General features: G+C 56.8%; 19 protein-coding genes. 6 read left to right on the top strand and 13 right to left on the bottom strand.

The features are described from left to right. Positions 1-72: 72 nt before the first annotated feature. The 5 genes from astE to AC6I8B_RS08670 are packed head-to-tail and all read right to left on the bottom strand — an operon-like array spanning position 73 to position 6,158. Positions 73-1,068, bottom strand: coding sequence for a succinylglutamate desuccinylase (gene astE / locus AC6I8B_RS08690; protein WP_064691251.1), 996 nt, complete (start codon positions 1,066-1,068; stop codon positions 73-75). 50 nt (positions 1,069-1,118) lie between these two features. Then, the gene (astB, locus tag AC6I8B_RS08685; RefSeq protein WP_033786170.1) at positions 1,119-2,447 is read right to left on the bottom strand and encodes an N-succinylarginine dihydrolase; all 1,329 of its coding nucleotides are present in this window, start codon (positions 2,445-2,447) and stop codon (positions 1,119-1,121) included. Beyond that, positions 2,444-3,913 (bottom strand): succinylglutamate-semialdehyde dehydrogenase, encoded by a 1,470-nt coding sequence (gene astD / locus AC6I8B_RS08680; RefSeq protein ID WP_157351980.1) that lies wholly within the window; start codon positions 3,911-3,913, stop codon positions 2,444-2,446. Before astD ends, astB begins: the two co-directional genes overlap by 4 nt. Next, positions 3,910-4,941 (bottom strand): arginine N-succinyltransferase, encoded by a 1,032-nt coding sequence (gene astA / locus AC6I8B_RS08675; RefSeq protein ID WP_010245743.1) that lies wholly within the window; start codon positions 4,939-4,941, stop codon positions 3,910-3,912. The genes astD and astA overlap by 4 nt, the downstream gene beginning before the upstream one ends. Further along, positions 4,938-6,158 (bottom strand): aspartate aminotransferase family protein, encoded by a 1,221-nt coding sequence (locus AC6I8B_RS08670; protein ID WP_010245746.1) that lies wholly within the window; start codon positions 6,156-6,158, stop codon positions 4,938-4,940. The genes astA and AC6I8B_RS08670 overlap by 4 nt, the downstream gene beginning before the upstream one ends. 929 nt (positions 6,159-7,087) lie before the next feature. Between AC6I8B_RS08670 and AC6I8B_RS08665 the strand changes: the two genes are divergently transcribed. Further along, entirely contained in the window at positions 7,088-8,161 is a 1,074-nt protein-coding gene (locus AC6I8B_RS08665) for a porin (protein ID WP_010245750.1), read from the top strand. Between the two features lie 76 nt (positions 8,162-8,237). On the opposite strand, the gene AC6I8B_RS08660 is transcribed toward AC6I8B_RS08665, so the two are convergent. Beyond that, positions 8,238-9,794: a putative bifunctional diguanylate cyclase/phosphodiesterase gene (locus AC6I8B_RS08660; protein ID WP_157351978.1), complete on the bottom strand. Its 1,557-nt coding sequence runs from the start codon at positions 9,792-9,794 to the stop codon at positions 8,238-8,240. A 552-nt stretch (positions 9,795-10,346) separates the two neighbouring features. On the opposite strand from AC6I8B_RS08660, the gene AC6I8B_RS08655 reads away from it, so the two are divergent. The 3 genes from AC6I8B_RS08655 to AC6I8B_RS08645 all read left to right on the top strand — a co-directional run bounded on the left by AC6I8B_RS08655 (position 10,347) and on the right by AC6I8B_RS08645 (position 13,010). After that, entirely contained in the window at positions 10,347-11,891 is a 1,545-nt protein-coding gene (locus tag AC6I8B_RS08655) for a methyl-accepting chemotaxis protein (protein WP_157351973.1), read from the top strand. Between the two features lie 321 nt (positions 11,892-12,212). Next, on the top strand, positions 12,213-12,707 hold the full coding sequence (locus AC6I8B_RS08650; protein WP_157351971.1) for a MarR family winged helix-turn-helix transcriptional regulator: 495 nt from the start codon (positions 12,213-12,215) through the stop codon (positions 12,705-12,707). 102 nt (positions 12,708-12,809) lie between these two features. Continuing rightward, positions 12,810-13,010 (top strand): hypothetical protein, encoded by a 201-nt coding sequence (locus AC6I8B_RS08645; RefSeq protein WP_194709459.1) that lies wholly within the window; start codon positions 12,810-12,812, stop codon positions 13,008-13,010. A 271-nt stretch (positions 13,011-13,281) separates the two neighbouring features. On the opposite strand, the gene AC6I8B_RS08640 is transcribed toward AC6I8B_RS08645, so the two are convergent. The 7 genes from AC6I8B_RS08640 to AC6I8B_RS08610 form a co-directional block, all read right to left on the bottom strand. Continuing rightward, positions 13,282-14,715 (bottom strand): YchO/YchP family invasin, encoded by a 1,434-nt coding sequence (locus tag AC6I8B_RS08640; protein WP_171820329.1) that lies wholly within the window; start codon positions 14,713-14,715, stop codon positions 13,282-13,284. A 173-nt stretch (positions 14,716-14,888) separates the two neighbouring features. Continuing rightward, positions 14,889-15,686 carry an SDR family oxidoreductase gene (locus tag AC6I8B_RS08635; protein ID WP_010245769.1) on the bottom strand — a complete coding sequence of 266 codons (798 nt, stop codon included), beginning with the start codon at positions 15,684-15,686 and terminating at the stop codon, positions 14,889-14,891. 11 nt (positions 15,687-15,697) lie between these two features. After that, a complete protein-coding gene (locus AC6I8B_RS08630; protein ID WP_497817698.1) occupies positions 15,698-16,765 on the bottom strand; it encodes an ABC transporter permease in 1,068 nt (355 codons plus the stop codon). A 227-nt stretch (positions 16,766-16,992) separates the two neighbouring features. After that, a complete protein-coding gene (locus tag AC6I8B_RS08625) occupies positions 16,993-18,525 on the bottom strand; it encodes a sugar ABC transporter ATP-binding protein (protein ID WP_157351968.1) in 1,533 nt (510 codons plus the stop codon). A 10-nt stretch (positions 18,526-18,535) separates the two neighbouring features. Next, on the bottom strand, positions 18,536-19,147 hold the full coding sequence (locus AC6I8B_RS08620; RefSeq protein WP_010245779.1) for a DUF2291 family protein: 612 nt from the start codon (positions 19,145-19,147) through the stop codon (positions 18,536-18,538). Between the two features lie 45 nt (positions 19,148-19,192). Further along, on the bottom strand, positions 19,193-20,128 hold the full coding sequence (locus AC6I8B_RS08615; protein ID WP_157351966.1) for a D-ribose ABC transporter substrate-binding protein: 936 nt from the start codon (positions 20,126-20,128) through the stop codon (positions 19,193-19,195). 55 nt (positions 20,129-20,183) lie between these two features. After that, positions 20,184-20,981: a GolD/DthD family dehydrogenase gene (locus AC6I8B_RS08610; protein ID WP_033771597.1), complete on the bottom strand. Its 798-nt coding sequence runs from the start codon at positions 20,979-20,981 to the stop codon at positions 20,184-20,186. 352 nt (positions 20,982-21,333) lie between these two features. On the opposite strand from AC6I8B_RS08610, the gene AC6I8B_RS08605 reads away from it, so the two are divergent. Further along, positions 21,334-22,146 (top strand): DeoR/GlpR family DNA-binding transcription regulator, encoded by an 813-nt coding sequence (locus AC6I8B_RS08605; RefSeq protein WP_010245789.1) that lies wholly within the window; start codon positions 21,334-21,336, stop codon positions 22,144-22,146. Positions 22,147-22,255: 109 nt separating this feature from the next. Beyond that, positions 22,256-22,609: a DUF6404 family protein gene (locus AC6I8B_RS08600; protein ID WP_031292988.1), complete on the top strand. Its 354-nt coding sequence runs from the start codon at positions 22,256-22,258 to the stop codon at positions 22,607-22,609. The last annotated feature ends 10 nt before the right edge of the window (positions 22,610-22,619 follow it).

Raw genomic sequence — 22,619 nt, 5'->3', positions numbered from 1 at the left:
AAGCGGAAGCCGATCTTCCACTTTTCCTGTCGGTTTTTTAGCGCCGATGGTCTGCGCTGTTAACAACCGCTATCAGACCGGCAGCGCCTGAGTCTGTTCGCTCTCTTCAATCAGCATCAGTCCGGCACGCAGCCCGGCGGCCACGTTAGGGTTAGGGAACAGCACATACTCCCGCGCCTGCTGCACGTAATAGCGGGTGCTACCATCTTCCGCCAGCAACGTCCCCTGTGGAAACGCGGTAAAGTTCAGCGTTTCCGGCGACATATGCAGCGTAAAGTGCTCACTCAGTCGGGTGATCTGCTGCGCGACCCGATAGTGACGCGGTCTGACCGCCGCCGCAGGCAGCGCTTCGCCATAGAGTAAAGACGCCAGCGCCTGCTGTGCCGCACTGAACTGACTGAGATCGTTTTCGCCAAACGGCAGCGCTTTGCCCAGCTCCAGGGTACAGCTGGCCGCACCGAAGTGCTCGCAGCTGAAGTGGGTAAAGGTGCCGCCCGGCGAGCGATGGAACACCAGCGCTTCCAGCCCGGCAGCGGCCAGCCAGTCAAGAAACGCGGGCGGCCAGGGGCGTTCATTGTGCGGCATTACGCCGAACTGAGGATGATAAGAGCCACGAATAGCCGTGTGCATGTCGAGATGCCAGCGCGTCTCATCGCACTCGCCCAGCTGCCAGAAGGTCTCCAGCGTCTGCTCCAGCCGCAGCACGCGGCGGGCCTCATCACCATCATCAATCTGCTGCCAGCGTCCGCCAAACAGCCGGTTAATGTCATAACGCACATAGCGCTTACCGGCGCGTAGCGCTGAGGGATTACCCAGAATCACCAGCATGCGCTGCTGTAATGGCTTTTCGCCCCGCAGCAGCGGATTAACCAGCTGGTTCACCATTTCTACCGGGGCCGTTTCATTGCCGTGGATCCCGGCAGAGAGCACCAGCGCCTGTTTAACCGGCACCGTCGGCTCCATCAACAGTATGCCGTGATACAACCATTGCCAGCGAAGATGCGCCGTTTCACCACTACGCTTACGCGGCACCTCGCCGGAGAGCGTTTGCTGTAAAAAGTCCTGCATCGTTCCTCCTTTTCGCCCTGAGCAGGCGGCAGCCTGTGCTGCCCCCTCCTTCACTGCTGAAATGCATATACATTTCCTAAGTCTAGCAGCTTCGTCAGTTCATCCAGCGCGTCGCGTCCCTCACGCAGCAATTGTGGGTCGACCAGATCGGCCTGGGTCAGGCGATCGCGGTAATGACGGTCAACCCAGTTATTCAGCGTGCTGAAGAGCCGATCGTTCATCAGCACCGCCGGATTCACTGCCTGCTGCTCCTGTGGTGTCAGCACCACCCGCAAACGCAGGCAGGCTGGACCACCCCCGTTATACATGCTTTCGCGCAGATCAAACACCTTCAGGGCTTTGAGTGGCGTGTCAGCCTCAACCTGTTCACACAGGTAGCGCCAGACACCCGGATGCTGACGTGACTCCTCCGGCAGCACCAGCATCATGGTGCCGTCGGGACGGCTCAGCAACTGACTGTTAAACAGATAGGTCTCTACCGCATCTTTCACTGACACCCGATTTTCCGGCACTTCCAGCGCCACAAAACCGGGAACGCGCGACCGAAGCTGCGCCAGCAGTTCAGGCTGATTAACAAAGGCGTGCTGGTGACAGAAGAGCATCTGCTGGTTACTCACCGCAATCACATCGTTATGGAACACGCCCTGATCGATCACCGCAGGATTCTGCTGCGCATACAGCACGCTTTCCGGTGAGAGCTGATGCAGACGGGCGACCGCCTCGCTGGCTTCCCGGGTCTGACGTGCCGGATAACGCTGCGGGGTTTTGCCCTCATGGCTGCTGTCGCGGCCATAGACAAACAGCTGCACGCCGCGCTCACCATAAGCGCCGCCCAGCCGGTTATGGTTCGCCGCCCCTTCATCGCCAAACATCGCCACCTGCGGCAAGGCATCATGCACCGCAAAATGGCGATCGTCGCGGAAGATGGAACGCAGCAGCCAGGCCGTTTCCGGCGCTTCTATCGCACGGTGGAATTTGTTGTTAAGGTTCGCCACCGTCAGGTGAACCCGGCCATCAAGGCTGTCCGCTGACGGCGAGACCGTGGCAGCATTGGCGACCCACATCGCCGAGGCTGAACTGACGGCGGAGAGTAATCCCGGCGCAGTTTTGCCGGCCGCAGCCAGCACCTGCTCATCGCTGCCACCAAAGCCGAGCTGGCGCAGCGCCGCAATATTGGGCCGCTCATGCGGCGGAATCACCCCCTGAACGTAGCCCATATCGGCCAGCGCTTTCATCTTGAGCAACCCCTGCTTTGCCGCCAGACGGGGATTCGACGGCTGCAGCTGATTGCGGGTCGAGGCTTCGTTGCCAAACGACAGCCCGGCATAGTGGTGTGTTAACCCCACCAGCCCATCAAAGTTGGCCTCGGTTGCCTTCATGACGTCGTCTCCTGGGTGGAGAAATCGAGGCCCGGCGACAGCGTGGCGGGCAGCGTCAGGTCAGGCGTCTCCAGCGAGGCCATCGGCCAGGCGCAGTAGTCCGCCGCATACCAGGCGCTGGCGCGATGGTTGCCCGAGGCACCAATGCCGCCAAACGGTGCGGTACTGGCTGCGCCGGTCAGCGGTTTGTTCCAGTTGACGATACCGGCACGCGCTTCAAGCAGCAGCTGATCAAACTGCTGGCGTGAAGGCGAGATCAATCCGCACGACAGGCCATAACGGGTCTGGTTAGCCAGCGCTATCGCCTCTTCAAATGTCTCATAGCGGACTATGCCTAACAGCGGACCAAAGACCTCTTCATCCGGAATGCCCTGCACGCCGGTTAAATCGATAATACCTGGCGTCAGGATGGCACTGTGGCGATCCGGCCAGCGCATCGCCAGCAGCACCTCGCCGCCCGCCTCAACCCGCCGTTGCCACTCACCCATAATCTTCTCTGCCGCGCCGGTGGAGATCACGCTGCCCATAAACGGCTGCGGTTCAGCATTCCAGGCGGCGGGTTGCAGTCGCCCCGCCACCTCCACCAGCCGCCGCAGAAACGCATCCCCTGCATCGCCGCGTTTGACCAGCAGACGCCGCGCGCAGGTGCAGCGCTGACCGGCGGTTATAAAGGCTGACTGCAACGTGATGTTGACAGCCGCATCAGTGTCCGCCGGATCTTCAACAATCAGGGCATTGTTACCGCCCATCTCCAGCGCCAGCATCTTTTCAGGCTGACCGGCAAACTGGCGATGCAGCTGATAGCCGGTATGGGCGCTGCCGGTAAACAGCAGGCCATCAATCTGCTGACAGTTGGCCAGCGCCTGACCAGTCTCACGTCCGCCCTGTAACAGTGCCAGCACGCCGGCAGGCAGGCCCGCAGCCAGCCAGAGCTCAACGGTTTTTTCGGCGGTCAGCGGCGTCAGTTCGCTGGGTTTAAATACCACGCAGTTGCCCGCCAGCAGCGCCGGAACGATATGGCCGTTTGGCAGATGTCCCGGGAAGTTATAGGGACCAAACACCGCCAGTACCCCATGCGGGCGGTGGCGCAGCGAGCTTTCGCCTTCATGCTGTTCACCGGTGCGGCTATGGTATGCCTTCACCGAAAAGCCGATTTTGTTGATCATCGCGCCCACTTCGGTCAGCGCTTCCCAGCGCGGCTTGCCGGTTTCACGGGCGATGGTTTCCGCCAGCGCCGTTTTATGCGCCTCAAGCCCGGCGGCAAATTTCTCAACGATCGCCTGCCGTTCCGCCAGCGGGCGTCTGGCCCAGGCTGGAAATGCGTCGCGCGCCGCCTCACAGGCTGCGGTGACCTGAGCGGCTGATGCCGCGTGACCCTGCCATAACGTCTCGCCGCTGACCGGATCCGCTTTCGTCAGAATCTCAGCTTCACCGTTCAGCCATTGTCCATTTATCAGATGTGTCATGCTGTTTTCTCCTCTTTGCAGAGCGTCACCACGCGCAGGCTGTCGCCCGGCTGGCAATGGAGCGCCCGCATCTGTTCATCCGTGAGTTGCACGCTGTCGCTGTCAGCCTTTGCCGGAATCAGCGCTACACGGAACTGGCGATAATCGCTATTGGCAACCAGACAGAGCGGTGCATCAGCCGGGTTTTCGCCCCGTTCTGCGCTGCGCAGACGGCTTTTACGCACGGCGCGGATATGATCGATATCGCACTCCAGCGTCGGGCCGCCATCAAAAATGTCGACATAATTGAGGTAGCGGAAGCCCTCTGCTTCCAGTACCGCCCGTGCAGGCGCGGTTTGCGGATGGACCTGTCCAATCACCGCCTGCGCTTCCGGTGTCAGGTAGTCGATGTAGAGCGGATGTTTCGGCATCAGTTCAGCGATAAACGATTTCTGTCCGGTGCCACTAAGGAAGTCCGCTTTGCTGAATTCCATAGAGAAGAAGCGGCTGCCGACGCTCTCCCAGAACGGCGAATGGCCCTGCTCATCGCTGACGCCACGCATCTCGGCCACCACCCGGTTGGTAAAACGCTCACGGAAACTGGCCATAAACAGGAAGCGTGACTTCGACAGCAGATAGCCGTTTTTGCCATCACGGTAATCGGGATCGAGAAACAGCGTGCAGAGCTCACTGCTGCCGGTATGGTCGTTACTCAGCGACAGGGTAGGCAGCGCGGCATAAACATTCAGCTCTTTTGAGGCGTGCACCTGGGTACCGACGCGAAAATTGTACCAGGGATCCTGCAGCCCCACCGCCACCTCAATGGCGCAGATGCCGACGGCGCGGTTATCTTCGCTATCGGCCAGCACAAAGACATAGCCCTGTTCGGCACGTGGCAGAGAATCCTCCCAGGTCTGCAGCGATCGATCGATACGCGCCTGAAGCGTCGCGCTATCAACCGGCAACGAGGTCAGCCCGCCACCGGTTTTGCCCGCCAGCGCCATCAGCTGGCTTAAGTCATCGCGTTCAACCGGACGGATTACCATCATGATGTTGACCCTCGCACCAGGCTTTCACACACTTCGGCAAAGCGGGCCATGCCCAGCTTCACTTCCTGCTCACTGATATTCAGCGCCGGGGCAAAACGCACCACATTGGCACCCGCAATCAGCACCATGACGCCCATTTCCGCGGCGGCAAGGTTGATCGCTTTGGCTTTACCGGCAAAATCGTCGCTGAGCACCGCGCCAATCAGCAGGCCAAGACCGCGCACTTCTTTGAACAGATGCAGACGCTGGTTGATCTCATCCAGTGCCGCAACAATCCACTGGTGACGTTCTGTTACACCCGCCATCAGTTCAGGCTGGTTGATCAGCTCCATGACTTTACCTGCCACTGCGCCCGCCAGCGGATTGCCGCCATAGGTGGTGCCGTGGGTGCCAACGCCCATCACCAGCGCCAGATCTTCGCGCGTCAGCATCGCACCAATCGGGAAGCCGCCGCCCAGCGCTTTGGCGCTGGTGAGCACATCCGGCGTGACGCCATAATGCATGTAGGCATAAAGCGAACCGGTACGGCCAACGCCACTCTGCACTTCATCAAAAATCAGCAGAGCCTGATGCTTATCACAGAGTTCTCGCAATCCACGCAGGAACGCCGGATCGGCAGGCAGCACGCCACCTTCACCCTGAATCGGTTCAACAATGACTGCGCAGGTATGGTCATTAATCAGTTCAGCCGCCGCCGCCAGATCGTTAAACGGGGCATGCTGGATCTCTGGCGGCAGCGGCGCAAAATCTTTTGAGTAAGCGGGCTGACCACCGGCTGTTACCGTAAACAGGGTGCGGCCATGAAATGCATTCTTAAACGCCACGATGCCACTTTTATGCGGACCCACACGATCATGCGCCACCTTGCGCGCCAGTTTCAGCGCCGCTTCGTTCGCCTCCGCCCCGGAGTTACAGAAGAACACCCGGTCAGCGAAGGTGGCATCGATCAACTGCTTCGCCAGCCGCAGGATCGGTTCGTTGGTGTAGCCATTACCGGTATGCCATAAACGTGCGGCCTGTTCCTGCAGCGCCTGTTGTAATGCCGGATGCGCATGCCCTAACGCATTGACGGCGATGCCACCGGCGAAGTCGATATAATCTTTGCCGTTTTGATCCCAGACGGTGGAGCCTTCCGCGCGAACCGGTATAAAAGTCGCAGGCGCATAAACCGGCATCATCCATTGATCGAAATCGTGACGTGAAACGTGCAGTGCCATAACCCACTCTCCTGCTTTACTTTACCGGCCGGGTAAAGCTTATGTTTTAAAATTGTTAAAAGATGTTGTAGTGCAGCCCTACTGTAGATTGCAGTTAACGTGCCAGCCAGAGAATTAATGCATAAAATGGTCTTCACGACGTAATATCAATGAGTTAGATGCTGACAATATTCACTTAATTTGCATATATAGTGAATAGTTGTCTGATTGCAGCGCCAGAACCGGGTTTTAAACAGCAGAATTATGCATTCACGGGATGAAATATCGCTTTTGTGATCGCTGATAAATTATCACTCCAGAAAAGCCCCTCCACTGCCCTGTTTTAGCGCAGTTTGCCTCGCGCTGGTGCAGCGATTACGCGGGGAACTCGCCCGAAAATGTCAGAACACCCTGGCTTTATTTAACAAATGTTTTTCATTTCCCCCTGCAGACACATTAATCTGCGTATCTTTTTCAGGCTATTTTATAAACAGGCTGATCAATATTTAATCAGCGACTCTGACTATTATTCCGGAGGTGATCATCGGGCCAGAAAGAATATTCCAGAAAGATGAACAAATATTAATACGCAGACTAATGGTTAGGATAAAAGCCTTATAAGGCTATTCTTAGCAGATAATCAGCCATAATTAAACCAGGGGTTATATTGATTTAAAAATGTACAAAAAAAGCCCATTTAAGATCACTACATACAAACATAATGCATTGATAAATAGAGATATAAAATCAGATAACTCATAATTACTTATTAGAAGAAAATCTTATTACTTTACAATTTAATCTTCTGTTCCTCGCTGTTATCCATCAGCTGAATATAGACATCACATTTTGTTACTTTTATTGCACTTTGTAGTTTTACCTTTTTGTGTCATTTTCTTTTCACCCCACATCAGGGGAATAATAATTAATGAATACAGGGTAATAATTAAATGATGAAGCGCACTTTACTGGCGGCTGTCATGCCGTTACTGATCGGTCTCTCCTCCGCGCAGGCCGCAGAAGTTTATAACAAGGATGGCAATAAGCTGGATCTGGTCGGCAAGATTAACGTGTCACACCTCTTTTCTGACGATAACAACAACGATGGTGATACCTCCTCTTATGCCCGCTTTGGCTTTAAAGGCGAGACAAAGATTACTGACCAGCTTACCGGCTACGGTTTCTGGCAGTATCAGTACAGTCTGCATAACTCCGAGGGCAGTGACGCCCAGGCCACCAACCGTACCCGTCTGGGCTATGCTGGCCTGAAGTTTGGCGAGGCAGGTTCGCTGGATTACGGACGTAACTACGGCCTGGTCTATGACGTGCTGAGTTATACCGATATGCTGCCGTTCTTCGGCGGCGACTCCGGTTATACCGACGCCTTTCTCTCTGGCCGCTCAACCGGTGTACTGACCTGGCGTAACAGCAATTTCTTTGGTCTGGTCGACGGCTTAAACCTTGCCGCGCAGTATCAGGGCAAAAACGATCGCAGCAGTAACATTGACGGCGTGCGTCGTTCCAACGGCGACGGCTTCGCCCTCTCCGCTTCCTATGACTTCGATTTCGGCCTGAGCTTTGCCGGCGCGTTTGCCAGCCTGGATCGCACAACGGCGCAGAATGCTGCCGCACGCGGAGAAGGCGAAAAAGCCCAGCACTGGGCGACCTCGGTGAAATATGATGCGAACCAGGTCTATCTGGCTGCCATGTACGGTGAAACTCTGAACGCCACGCCAATTACTGGCGGTTTCGCTAACAAAGCGCAGAACTTTGAAGCCGTGGCGCAGTATCAGTTCCTGAACGGCTTCCGTCCGTCCGTGGGTTACGTCTCATCCAAAGGCAAGGAAATTGAGAATATCGGCGATGCCGACATCATTAAATACACCGCCGTGGGTGCCACTTACTACTTCAACAAGAACATGTCGGTCTATGGTGAATACCGCATCAACCTGTTGAAAGATAACAATCCGCTTCGCCTGCCGACCGACGACATCACAGCCCTGGGTCTGATTTACCAGTTCTGATGTGACAGCGGGCCCGGCTCTGACCGCCGGGCCCGTTTATTGTTTTAATCCCGGCCACAGAGAGTGTTGCGCGCTTTCAGCCCAGCGACCTGACTAAGCTAACGGCCATCGCCTCTTCCTGCATCAATTCCTCCACGTTAGCGGACGCCAGCAACGTGGTGGCCTGCCCGGCAGGAACCGGACGGCTGAAGAGATATCCCTGACCGTAATCACAGCCGCGCTTTCTCAGCCACCTCAGCGTGGCGACATCCTCAATGCCCTCTGCAGTAATGATCACATTAAGCCCCTGACAGAGTGCCAGCAGCGTTTCCACCACTTTTCGCTGCTCAGATCCGGTCACGATTCCGGCGATAAACGTCTGGTCAATTTTGATTTTGGTAATACCCAGCCCCAGCAAAACCGACAGGTTGGAGTAGCCGGTGCCAAAATCATCCAGCACCACTCCGATACCGGCCTCTTTCAGCAGACGGATCGCCTGGCGGGCATCGTCAGAAATGGCCATGACATTCTGTTCGGTGATTTCAAGTTCCAGCATTACCGGCCCGGCATGCTGCATAATGCTGGACAAACAGCTGGTCAGCGACGGTCTCAGCAACTGCTCCGGGGTAATGTTCAGCGACAGGCAGAGCCCGGCTGGCCATGCCCGGGTTGCACTGACAGCATCCTGCAGCAGCGCCACGGTCATGCTGTCCATCAACCCCAGCCGCTCCACCACTGGCAGAAACTCTGCAGGTGAAACCGTCTGACCGGACGCAGTGATCCAGCGCGCCAGTATCTCAAAGCCGGTAATGTTACCGGTGCGCAGTGAAACCAGCGGCTGCAGAAAGGGAACGATGGCGTGACCGCTTACAGCGGCAACAACCTCCTGCTCCAGCCTTTCCCGCTGGCGAAAGCGCAGCTCCATGTCCGGGGAGAATCGTGCCAGACAGGCGCACTTATCCTGCTTCGCCTCGTACAGCGCCAGATCCGCCGCCCGCACGACATCAGCCTGACCCGTGCAGGCTGAGCTGGCAATGCCTGCTGAAAGGCTGAGGAAGGTGTGCGGACCGGTCCGGATGGATGCCGCATGCTGGCAGAAGCTTTCGGCGGCGGCCAGTGCCTGCTCTGCCTGTGAAGCCTGGGCAACAATGGCAAATTCATCCCCACCGATGCGAAACACCTGACTCCCGGTACCCGCCGAAGCGATCAGCAGATTGGCCAGCGCGACCAGCGTGGCGTCGCCCTGACGATGACCGTTCAGGTCATTGATATTCTTAAAGTCATTGATGTCGAGCAGCGTCAGTGTGTAGGGCGTCCCGTCGGCATCAAGCGAAGCAATGTGTGCTGTGAACGATCGGCGGTTCATGACCCCCGTCAGCGCATCAGTTCCGGCCAGCCTGAGCGCGTTTTTTTCCGCACGCAGCGTGTTGCGGATCAGACCCGCAATAAGCAGCGCCGGAATAATCATTGCCAGTCCGGCAAACGAGGTGGAGGTCAGGATAAACCGCAGCCGCTCACTGGTTTCAAAATCGGGATCATAGCTCAGGCCCAGCAGGCTGGAGATCCACGCCTCGAGCCCGAATTCCCACAGCGTGGAGAGTAAAATGATGGTCGCAATATTCAGCATTGCGAGCCAGAAAAGTTTCAGGCGCATGCGTTAGTTCCCGGTGATGGAAAGTGTCAGAGTTTTGTTTTAATTTTCAGTAAAAAACCGGGGCGTACTTCTCATACAATGTCTGCTAAGCTGCCGACAATTATCACCCCTCCGCTATTTTTACTCATCGCATTCGCACGTTCTCACTCGCCTTACGGCAATGAGGCAGACGTTCTGCGGAGCCCGATGCGTGTCGGTTACGTCATCAATGTCGAATAGTGTTCTATCGGCAGCAGCAGCCAGATTAACAGGCCCGTCCGGTTAAATTTGTGCATTCCGGTGTTTTTGACGGGTTATGACGCTGGCGTATCGCGCGGCTGCACCGCGCGAAAAGGCGCACACTCGTCAGGCGATAAAAAGCGATTTATCAGGATATTGGCCGGAATTTCGTTATCACTCCCGTTACGATTTTTGTGGCATAACGGGGTGGGTATACGTGCAATTTTTAATTTCGTTAAATTAAATAGCGAACAATTTAGTTAAACGTAACTCTCCAGAAGTTCTCTCTCCTGCCGATACCGGTTTACCCAATGAACTCTTTCGGAACGAGAGATGAAAATTTCAACGCGCCTTAGCGCAGGTTTTGGCTTGCTTATTCTGCTGTTTATTATCTGTACCGGCACCGCGATTCACGCGCTGGATAGCGCTCGCGATGGTATGGACGAGGTGGTTAATGTCCGTTTGAAAAAGTACCAGACGGTGCTGGATATGCGCGGTGGCGTGCGGGATATGGCAATCGCGGTGCGTAACCTTGCTCTGCTGACCGATCCCGTTGCCATGAAGCCAGAATGGGAACGTCTGCAAAAACAGCGGACGCTCTACATCAGCAACCGCGAAGTACTCTCAGGCATGATGCAGACCGACCCCGGACAGGCAGGACGGGAGGCGATGAGCAGAATCGAGTCCACTGAAGAAGCCGCTCTCTCCACGCTGATGACCGCCGGGAAACTGGGGATGGAAAATCGTCAGCAGGAGGTCACCGACTATCTGTTAAAGGTGGCGCGTCCGGCTCAGCAGAGCCTGCTGAAGGCGATAAACGATCTGACCGAGCTTGAGATGCGCAGCAGCCGTGATGCGGTAGTGGATAACGGCATCGCTATCGCCCGCACCACCTGGATACTGATCATCCTGGCGGTGCTCTCCGTGCTGGCTGCCGTCGTCACCTGCGCGTTTATTGTGCGGATACTGATGCGCCAGCTGGGCGGCGAACCGGTGCAGGCTCAGACGCTGGCTGCTGCGATTGCCGCCGGTGATCTCACCTCGCCGGTCACGCTGCGCCGTGGCGACAGCACCAGCCTGCTTGCGTCGCTCAGCGGCATGCAGACCAACCTGCGCGAACTGGTTACGCAGATCAAAGGGGCATCCGCCTCGGTGGCGCTAGCGGCCGATGAGATTTCGCAGGGCAATACCGAGCTTTCATCCCGTACCGAGCAGCAGGCTGCTGCGTTGCAGGAAACGGCCGCCAGCATGGAGCAGCTCACCGCCACGGTAAAAAGCAACGCCGCGGGCGCGCAGCAGACTGCCGGTTCAGCGCGCGAGGCCGCCACCCTGGCCCAGGCGGGCGAAGCAGATGTCCAGCGCCTGTCAGAAACCATGCATGACATTTCGCTGAGTGCCGTTCGGGTACGCGATATTACGTCGGTGATTGAAGGCATCGCTTTCCAGACCAATATTCTGGCGCTCAACGCCGCCGTCGAAGCGGCGCGCGCCGGTGAAGAGGGCCGCGGATTTGCCGTGGTCGCGGGTGAAGTCCGCTCACTGGCCCAGCGCAGCGCCACCGCAGCACGCGACATTAAGCAGCTGATTGAGCAGGCCGTGACGCAGGTCGAGGATGGCGTGACCGTAGCGGCCGGAACGGGTGAGCGCATCCTGAAGATTGTCAGCCGCGTCGGTGAACTGGCCGATGCTATGGACAACCTCTCCCTCTCCTCCGGTGAACAGATGCAGGGCATCTCCCAGGTCAGTATTGCGGTGAGTCAGATGGATGGCGTCACGCAGAATAACGCCGCGCTGGTGGAAGAGTCCTCTTCTGCATCGCAGTCACTGCTGGCCCAGGCGCGCGACCTGCGCGGTATGGTAGAGACCTTCACCGTATAAGCCGTATCGGCGGGCGGCTTCAGCCTGGGTTAAATGCTGAAATTGTCCTGCCGATCTTAGCTGCGTTGCACCCGGCGCACGTTGTGCGCAAGGGTTGCGACCGGTTATGTTGACTTCAATTTAATTTGACTCAATACTGTGCCGACTTTCAATCGGCGGCGCAGCTAAAGGCTTTTTCTCCCGCTGCGATAGCGCTTAAAAGTCTGGTGTCTTACACCAGAAAGAGATGCTGCCGAAATCAACATCTCCCCGAGATACTATTCGCGAGACTTCACGGCTGACCAACAGCCTGGGGTCTGGCTGTCCCACCCCGGACTCAGAATGAGTAAAGATATGAATGACGAACCCGCGGGGATCTCCGATACGCCTCCCGCCAGTGCAGCGCCTGAAACCATCGACCAGTTTCTCTGCTTTGCGCTCTATTCCGCCTCACTTGCCATGACAAAGCTCTATCAGTCGCGGTTAAAACCGCTGGGTCTGACCTATCCGCAATATCTGGTGCTGCTGGTGCTGTGGGAGAAAGATTGCCTGACCGTCTCTGATATTGGTGCACGTGTCCGGCTTGATTCCGGCACGCTCAGCCAGCTTCTGAAGCGGCTTGAAAGCGGGGGCATTATCTGCCGCCAGCGTGACACGGGAAATGATGAGCGCCGGGTACTGATCTCCCTGACAGAACAGGGCCACCAGCTTAAAGTCGCGGCGGCTGGCGTCCCGGCTGATATGATCTCGGTGATGGATACCGCCTGTAGTGAACTTGGTGACCTGACAACCCAGGTGGCAACGCTGCGTGAAAAGCTGCTTAAGGCCCTGCCATGATGCTGGCTTATAAAAAACCTGTGACCAGGCTGATAAAGCTGAATCGCCTGAGTGTTGCCTCTTCAGGTGCTATTCAACAGAACGGTTGCGCTGGAGTTTCAATTGAGTACCGATAAACCGGCAGATATGGCTGACGTCCATGCCGTTGTAGGGCAGGCCGTGTCGAGCCTGCTGAAGTCAGGCAAGACGGCAGGCTTACAGGACATAATTGCATTCCTGCAGCATCAGCAGGCACGGTCGGTAAACGGTCAGCGAGAAGTCTACGCCAGAGCGGTGCGTATTGTGATGAGCATGGTTAACTGATAACCGGGCCGCTGTGCTAAATGGCGGCGCTGCCCGCGCCTTCTTAATATCAATACCCTGCCCGCAGCGCAGCGTCGTTCCTGCTTTCACCCAGTGGTTCCCGCTCTCATTTCAGGATCAATAGTGATGTCACTCTGCCGCGCCTTCGTCATCCCGACAACTTATCTCTGCCAGTAACCGCTGTCGGGCCTGCAGACGTTAACAACGCCGTCTGCACACCACCACCGCTATTCACTCCCCCCAATCCTTTCTGTGCAGTAAAGCATCCCAACTAAAGTGTGGTGCCGCCGGGTGCCATCAAATCATAACGATCGTTCTGCGGGGCCTCGTCCACGGTCATCGGTGGCTGAATTTTCAGGGTGATCCAGTTAGAGGTCACACGCTGCTGCTTGCTATCCTCCAGCGTTACCGACAGGCGATATTCGTTGCTGGCGTCTGGCGACGGATCCCATTGCGGTAAGATCACACTCCAGCCCTGCGGATCGGCGTTATTGGCCGGAGGTGTCAGGCTCAGCGCCTGCGTATCGCCCTGCCAGCTTACCGCCTTGATAGCATTGCTGGCGCGCACCTGCAGCTTCAGCGGCAGACTCTCGCCACTGCTTAACTGCCAGGGCGGGGTTGCCAGAAACACGGACAGCGTTTTGCGCTGACGGAAGGCGAGCACCGGCGTATCGCTGCGGGTGACGGTATCGTAACGGCTGCCGCGCAGAGAGTGCGCCTCCGCGACGTTTCCGGCATCGAGCTGACGTCGCAGCGCCACGCCAAAGCGATAGTTGAGTTTCAGCCCCAGCTGATCCTGACTCTCACCGGCGCTGCTGGTTTTATGGGTAGCGGACAGCGTCACCAGCGGCACGGGAGTGTAAGAGAGGCCAAACGACATGGCGGAGGGATTGTGATAGCGGTTGCCGCTGTTAAACAGATCGACATTCTCACCCAGATATTGCTGATAGCTCACCGAAACGCCCAGCTGACGATAAAAGGGCAGATAGCTCTGGCTGGTAATATCGTAGCCGCGCGCCATGCGCTGCTGCTGCGAATCGCCCAGATTTTTCCAGCCGGAAAGCGGCTGATAGTAGTTGGCCGAGAAGCGCATTGAATCGCTCCACGCTTCCGTGCCCACAGAGGCGCGTTGCAGGCCGCTGCTGAACACGCGGTCAACAAAGCCGTTGTAACCCAGCAGCCAGTCACCGGCATCCCAGCGTTGCCCCAGTCCTGCATTGCCAACCAGGCCATCGCCGGTATCGTGCAGACCAAGCTGGCTGAAGGTGAGCCGGCTGTTTTCGTCGGCCAGTGCGCTGAAGAGATCGCCGCCGGTGCCGGTAAAGTTTCCGTTCATGTCGACTTTCAGATCCAGCTGCGCGGTGCCGTAAGGGGAAAGCAGTGACTGCCCTTCGCTCTCAACCCGATCGGCCACTTCATCGCGCAGATGATTGAACGCCCAGACGCCCGCCTGCTGACCAAACGTGACATTGCTGTCGCTGTTGTTACTCGCTTCACCGATACTTTTGGCCACGGCCGCCAGCTTTTTGCTCCACTCTTCATCCTGATCGCTGGCACCGCCGAGCGTCGGCAGCGACTGACTGTAGCGCGCAGGATTGTCGAATGGCGTCTCTGACACCGCTGTTTCAGTCTGGAAGGCGCGGGCGCTCTGCGTGGCAGTCAGCGACAGCGCAATCAAAGAGAGAACCCCTGTTTTCCGTATCATGTCACCCGGCACATTGATTAGTTCGTAGCTGCAATTAAACAAAAATCATCAGCTATTACCTTAACATATTGTGACGGCGATGCAGGACAGCAGCGGCGAATTGTGCATATAACAGAAAAGTCCGGGTCAGAAAAAGGCCTGCGTTTACAGCAGGCCTGCGATCTCTCACCGCATCAGGAGAAGATCAACCCGCCATCCACATTGATGGTCTGCCCGGTGATGTATCGCGCATCCTCTGATGCCAGAAAGGCCACCAGTCCGGCGACATCTTCCGGCTGACCGGCACGCTTCAGCGGAATGTTTTTCACCCACTCCGCCATCAGCTCCCCTTTACCGTAGGTTTTCTCCTCGCTGCTGAGGATCTCGCCCCAGACGCGATCGTTGTAATCCCACATCTCACTCTCAATGATGCCAGGGCAAAAAGCGTTGACCGTAATGTTCCACGGCGCCAGCTCCAGCGCCAGACTCTGGGTAATGCCTATCACCCCCATTTTGCTGGCGGCGTAGTGCGGCGTGTAAATAAAGCCCTGTCGTCCCTGCCCCGATGAGGTGTTGATCAGGCTGCCACTGCGCTGCTGCACCATATATTTCGCCGCTTCACGGCAGCAAAGCCAGACGCCGGTGGTGTTAACCGCCAGAATCCGCTCAAAGTCGCTTTTCGGCATGGTGTCGAAGCGGTCGATGGTGATCACGCCCGCATTCTGTATCGAGACGTCGATCTGACCAAAGCGTTCAAAGGCCTGCTGATAGAGCTGCTGCACCGCAGCTTCATCCGTGATATCGACCTGCAGCGCCAGAATCTCACTGCCATACTGCTGCTGAAGCTGGTCGGCTGTAGCGAACACCCGGTCAGCATTCGACACCATCACCAGCCTGGCCCCGTCGCGGGCGAAACGCGCCGCGATCCCGGCCCCGATGCCACGACAGGCACCGGTTATCACCACTGTTTTTCCACGTTGTTCGCGGCTCATAATCGCTCCTGTTAACTGTGACGAACATCAGTAAGGGGGGCTGCCTGCTGCTTTTTTTCATGGCGACGCAGCAGCACCACTTTGCTTTGCAGACGTTGCTGGAACTGGTCGATGACTACCGCAGTCACAATCACCAGACCTTTAATTACCATCTGCCAGAAATCGCTGACGCCCATCATCACCATGCCATCCGCCAGGAAGACGATAACGAAAGCGCCAATAATCGAGCCGGAAACCCGACCACGTCCACCTGCCAGCGCCGTGCCGCCCAGCACGGTGGCACCAATAGCATCCATCTCAAACATGTTGCCGGTCATCGGGTGCGCGGTCTGCAACTGAGAGGCCACCACCAGCCCGACGAGTCCCGCGCAGAGGCCGGAAAAGGCGTAGACAAAGACTTTCACCTTGATAATCGGCACGCCCGCCAGTCGCGCGGCGGACTCATTGCCGCCAATGGCGTAGATGTAACGACCCAGCGGGGTTTTGCGCGTCAGGTAGAGGCCGAGCAGTAAAAAGCCGAGCATCAGCCAGATTGGCAGATAAACGTCCAGTACGGTGCCGGAGCCGAGCAGCGAAAAGCCGGTGTTGCCCAGCGCGGGCACTCCCACCAGGTTGGCGTAAGTGCCGCCGTCGTTGAACAGCAACGCCGCACCGCGCGCCACATACATCATGCCCAAGGTGCAGATAAAGGGTGCGACGCCCAGTCGGGTGATCACCGTGCCGTTAATCAGTCCTACCAGCACGCCAAAGATGGCCACCACCAGAATCACTTCAGGCACGTTGAGAAACAGCGTATTGCCGCCCCACAACGGGATGCCATTGGTGAGCAGTGCGCCCGCCACCATGCCGCAGATCCCGGCGACCGCACCCACCGAGAGATCGATACCGCCGGTCAGGATCACCAGCGTCATACCAATGGCCAGCAGGCCGGTAATCGCCACGTGCTGCGTCATGATCAGCAGGTTAGAGGGGGTAAGAAAGTTCGGCACCATCACGCTGAAAAAGCCGACCACAATCAGCAACGCAATAAAGGTGCGGGCCTTGAGCAGGTACATATAGAGCAGATATTTTTGGTTCATGAAATTCTCCGGCCAGCTTAGAGCCTGGCCCGCCAGGCGTAATGGTTTCAGGCAGTCTGGACACGGACAGCGCGGAACAACCGGCACGTACACGCAGTACGTCAGGATTACTCGCTGTGCTCGCCCCTTCAGGGCCGCCCTGACGGGCGTTCAGGTTGCTAAAGCAGCCTGTGTGACCACTGCCCAGGTTCAGACGGACAAATAAAGTAGCCTGATGGGTCAGGCTCTTAATCCTGCGGGGTTGATGCCGCAATCAGATGTTCTCGCGTCGCCGCTGCGCGCGGCAGATCGGCAGTTATCCGGCCATCGGCCATCACTAAAATGCGGTCCGCCAGCGCCATCACCTCATCCAGTTCAGAGGAGGAGAACATCACTGCCAGCCCCTGCTGTGCCAGACTGCCAATCAGGTGATAGACGTCGGTTTTGGCACCCACGTCGATACCGCGCGTTGGCTCATCCAGCAGCACCACCTGCGGCCCGGTCATCAGCGCTTTACCCAGCACCACCTTCTGCTGATTACCGCCGCTCAGCGCCGTAACCGGCAGATCGGGATCGCTGACTTTAATCGCCAGATGGCCGATCATCTCACTGACCCGCTGCTGCTCCCTGGCAGGATTTAACAGCCCCAGCGCACGTCGAAAACCGCGCAGGCTGAAGTCAGAGAGCGTCATGTTGGCGGTGACCGACATCAGTTCAATCACCCCTTCGCCTTTGCGATCTTCGGGCACCAGCGCTATGCCACTTTTCAGCCGCTGCTGGAAGCTGCGTTTCACCAGATCCCTGCCCGCTAAACGTACCCGGCCCGACTGACAGGGCATCAGGCCAATCAGCCCCTTGAACAGCTCGGTGCGTCCGGCACCCAGCAGACCATAAATGCCGATCACCTCGCCTTTGCGCAGCGTAAAACTGACGTCATTCAGCTTGTAACCGCCGTTCTGATGCAGCGCAGTCAGGCCCTCTACCTCCAGCACCGTTTCCCCCTGTGGCGCAGGCTGATAGTCGAACTGCTTTTTCTTGTCACCCACCATCTGGGCGATAATCCACGGCACGCTGGCGTCCCGTACCTCGCGCTCACTGATAAAACGGCCATCGCGGAAAATGGTGATGTGATCGCCAATCTCCATCAGCTCTTCCAGCCGGTGAGAGATGTAGATAATGGTGACCCCACGCCGCTTAAGCTGATCGATGACGTTAAACAGCACTTTCACTTCAGACTGGCTCAGGGCGCTGGTCGGTTCATCCATGATAAGTACCCGGGTATCCTTCGACAGCGCCCGGGCAATCTCCACCAGCTGCTGATGACCAATACCCAACTCACCCAGCGGCGCGTAAGGATCGACATCCAGCTGCAGCCGCTCCAGCAGCGACTTTGCCAGCGCGTACTGATACTTTTCATTGATCACCCCGCGCTGGAAATACTCATTGGCGATAAAGATGTTGTCCATCACGTTCATGTTGGGAAACAGATTCAGCTCCTGAAAAATGATGCTGATCCCCTGCTTCTCCGCCTGATGCGTGGAGTTCAGAGACACCACCTTGCCATCCAGCAGAATCTCGCCCGACGACGGCGTCTCTACACCCGCCAGCATCTTCATCATGGTGGACTTACCGGCGCCGTTCTCACCGATCAGCACGTTAACTTTATTGCGGTAGACCCGATAACTGACCTGATCGAGCGCGGTCACGCCGGGATAAAGACGCGACACGTTGCGCGTTTCGATAATCACGTCGCCGGACTGTTGCGGTTGAGGATTTTGCATCTGCCGCTCCTTATTGCCGGGTGATCGCAGCCGGAGTGATATCCGGCAGCTGCTGCGGAATGTCCCAGCTGCTGAACACGCCGGAAACCCTCACTTTATCGCCCACCTTCGGCGCAAACTGCTGCATCAGAGTGGAGGCGTGCTGGTTAATCGCCTTGCCGTAATCACCAAACAGCACCTGGTCATTGAAGTCCTGATAGCTCACGCCTTTGTAGACATCCCGCAAAGCGGTGCCACGAATGATTGGCCCCACCTGAATTGTGACGCTGTCACCTGATTCATCTTTCACGGTCATCTTCCCGCTGCGTGACGTGGTATTTACGGCGGTCACCTCGCCGCTAACCGAGACGCTGAAGACACAGGGATTCTCAGCCTGACTGCGATAGCCGTAGCTCTGACAGGCACTGTCGAAGTCTTTAGCAGACTGCAGCGACTTCATCAGCGTCGCCAGCGGTTTAGCCTCTGCCTGAACCTGCGGCACCAGTTTCTGCTGCCAGAGCTGGTCGATGTTTGCCATTTTCGGATTGGGGGGATTTTTCAGGGCAGCCAGCTCCTGCTGCGACACAATTTTGCAGCCGCTTAACAGCAAGACCACCAGCGTCAGCCAGACTCTTCGGGACATCATCTTCTCCCTGGCGCCCGCTTTCGCAGGCGCGACAGCGTTTAATTACGACTTGTAGTTAAAGTCCTGTACACCTGTAGCGTTTTCCGGGGTAATCAGAATGCCGCGGAACATCACCCGCTGTTTTTCCGGCTTCACGCCCTTCTGAATGAAGTTATCGAGATCGGTCACCCCTTCAGCGGCAATCGCCTGCGCCTGCAACATGACCGTGGCTTTCAGCGTGCCCGCTTTCACTGCATCGCGTTCGTCGTTGCTGCCATCAATCCCCACCACGATGACATCGTTGCGACCGGCCGCCTTCAGCGCGGCAATGGCGCCCAGCGCCACCGGGCCGTTACCGCAGATCACCCCTTTCACATCCGGATGCGCCTGCAGGATGCTGTCCATAATGCGCTTGCCGTCGATCAGCGTGCCTTTGGCATCCTGACGCGCCACGCTCTGCATATCAGGATACTGATCCAGCACCTGATGGAACGATTTCGAGCGTGTCACGCAGTTGTTATCCGCCAGGTTACAGGCGAGTTCGGCGTATTTGCCCTTTTCGCCCATCTTTTCAACAAAGACGTTGGCAACGTCTGAACCCGCCTGGAAGTTGTTGTGGGTGATCTGCGCCAGCGCCACGTCATCCACCGGAATTTCGCGGTTGATCAGCACCACCGGGATCCCGGCATCTTTGGCTTTTTTAATCGCCGCCACGCTGGCGGTGGAGTCGGCGTTATCCAGCACGATGCCCTGTACTTTTTTACCGATAGCGGCGTCGATCAGTTCGCTCTGCTTTTTCACATCTTCGCCGTGCGACAGCACCGTTGTTTTGTAACCCAGCTCCTGCGCTTTGAGATTGGCGCCTTTGGCTTCGGAGGCGTAGTAGGGATTATCGAGTGAGTTAACCAGAATCATAATGGTGCCCTTTTCGGCGGCAAACGCCGCCTGCGAAACCAGACAGGCAGCCACGGCAGTGCACAGCAAGGTACGGTTTTTCATGATGTTCTCTCTTATCGTTATGGCAGGGTATGAATTCCCGGGTGCTGGATTGGCCTTACCAGATAGTAAAGCCCCCATCGATCATCAAATCGGCGCCGGTGATCATGTCGCTGCCGTTGCTGGCGAAAAACAGCACCGCAGCGGCGATCTCATCGGTATAGGCAAAGCGTCCGAGCGGAATCAGCTTCTTCATCTGCTCGCCCTTCTCGCCGCGCCAGGCCTTTTCGCCCATCGGCGTCAGCACCACGGTGGGCGACAGGGTGTTAACGTTAATGCGATGCGGGGCAAACTCTTTGGCCATCACTTTGGTCATGCCCAGCAGGCCCGCTTTGGCTGAGGTGTAGGCGACATGGTTGTCGATAGCGATGGATGCCGCCTGGGAGGCGATATTAATAATTTTGCCGCCCGCACCGGCACGGATCATCAGCCGTGCGGCGGCCTGTGAGCAGAGAAAAGGCCCGGTGAGATTCACCGCAATCTGCTTCTGCCACTCGTCAAAATCGGTTTCGATCACCGGCTGCAGCATCACGTAGCCTGCGCAATTCACCAGGATATCGATCCGGCCATAGTGGGAAACCACATCGTCAAAAGCCTGTTCAACCGACGCAGGATCGGTAACGTCACAGCAGACAAACTGCACCCGCTCGACGGGGAAATCTGCCCTCAGGCTGGCCACCTTCTCTGCTTCAAACGGCGGATAGAGTAGTGCCAGACTCGCGCCCTTCTCCAGCAACATGCCATTGGTCGCCATCGCGATACCGCCCAGCCCGCCGGTCACGACGGCCACTTTGCCGGCCAGATTCATTGCGGTATCCACGCCGTAGCGCAGGTTTACGTCATATTCACCACTCATCCCACTCTTCCCCTCAGATTTTTGCCGATGCCGTTGACTCACTCATTTTCGAACAAAAATATAAGCTATCGAAAAGAAATGTTGTGTGGAGCAGATCAAATTTCGACCATCTGCCCTGCAAAGCGGCTTATCTGATTGAAAAGACGTGATCTGGCTTCCAGTCCCGAAATAAAGGCAGCTGGTTGCAATCCGGAAAGCGTGAGAGATTCAATAACCTGCACATTTTATATTTTCGTTCGAAAACCAAAGGCAGATCAGGCTATCTCGCATTCATAAAAATGGCGCGTTAAACTCAGCCACAAAGACCTTGTTCGCCCGACTTCTCAGGTTATTGGAAAAGGGAGCATTTCGATTGAAAAGCAAAAGTGAGCAGTTCGCTGACATGCAGCAACGCCGCGAGAAAATTCTGGAGATGATCCGTGAGGATGGCACGGTCACGGTGAAAGCTTTGACGGAGACCTTTGGACTGACCGAAGCCACCTTACGCAGCGACCTTCGCATGCTGCAAAAACAGGGCTTTGTGCAGCGCTACCATGGTGGCGCGACGCTGATGACGGGCAAACAGAATACCGGGGCGATGCTGCTGGAGCGGCAGACACATCTGGAAGAGAAAGAGGCGATTGGCCGGCTGGCGGCGCAGCATATCGAAAATGGCGACACGGTGATTTTCGATTCCGGCACCACGACCACCGCGATCACCGATGCCATCAGCCACATCCGCCGCCTGTCGGTCGTGACAACCGCGGTGAATATCGCCCTGAAACTGGGCGGCGAGCCGGGGATCAACATCCTGCTGACCGGCGGTACCTTTAAATTTCCGACGCTCTCTACCTCCGGCGAAAAGGCGGCCAGCTTCTTCGAAAACGTGCTGGCCGGTAAACTCTTCCTGGCGACCGCCTGCATCTCACCGCGTCTGGGCCTGAGCTTCCCCAGTGAAACCGACATCAAGGTAAAGCTGGCGATGATCAAATCCGCCAGCACGGTTTACGTGGTCGCTGACTCCAGCAAAATCGACAAGGTTTCGATGTTCGCGCTGCCCTGTGACTGGAGCAATATCCACTACCTGATCACCGACAGCGGCATCAGCACTGCGCAGGTCAAAGCGTTTGAAGCACTAGGCGTGAAAGTGCTGGTGGCCCCGCTGCCGCTGAAGCGGGCGATGTAATGCTTGTTGAAACAACATCGATTCAGCCACTCGCTGTCATCAGACAGCCACAGGATTAAGTTACGCTCCAGAGCGAATGCTAAGCAGGGATGTAACGGATGATAAAACGATGAAAAACGAGATTTTCGAGCGCAGGAAAGCGCGGGCTTTAGCCCTGATGGCAGCGAAGAAAATATGGCCGAGTAACTCTGCTCCGCCATTACATCGTTTGTTATGGAAAATGAATATCCATCTTCCACCCCCGAGTTTCACTCCTTTCTGGCTCAATCTTGTGGTGTTTGCCAGCATGTACACGCTTATGATGCCACTGCTGCTCTTATTGCCTTCTCTTCCGGGCGTGTCTGACGACAACTATTCGCTGATACCCAATCTGATCGCAGGTCTGTTCTTCGGTACGACAATGGCACTGTTTCACGCATATCGAAAAAAGGTTCACAACCTGCCTGTGTGGGAGGAGCTTTAAAGCCAGCTAA

Source organism: Pantoea sp. X-Soil-ISGK-285 (assembly GCF_059730815.1).
Note: the sequence above shows the minus strand (reverse complement) of the source record. Positions and strands in the feature narration are given on the sequence as shown.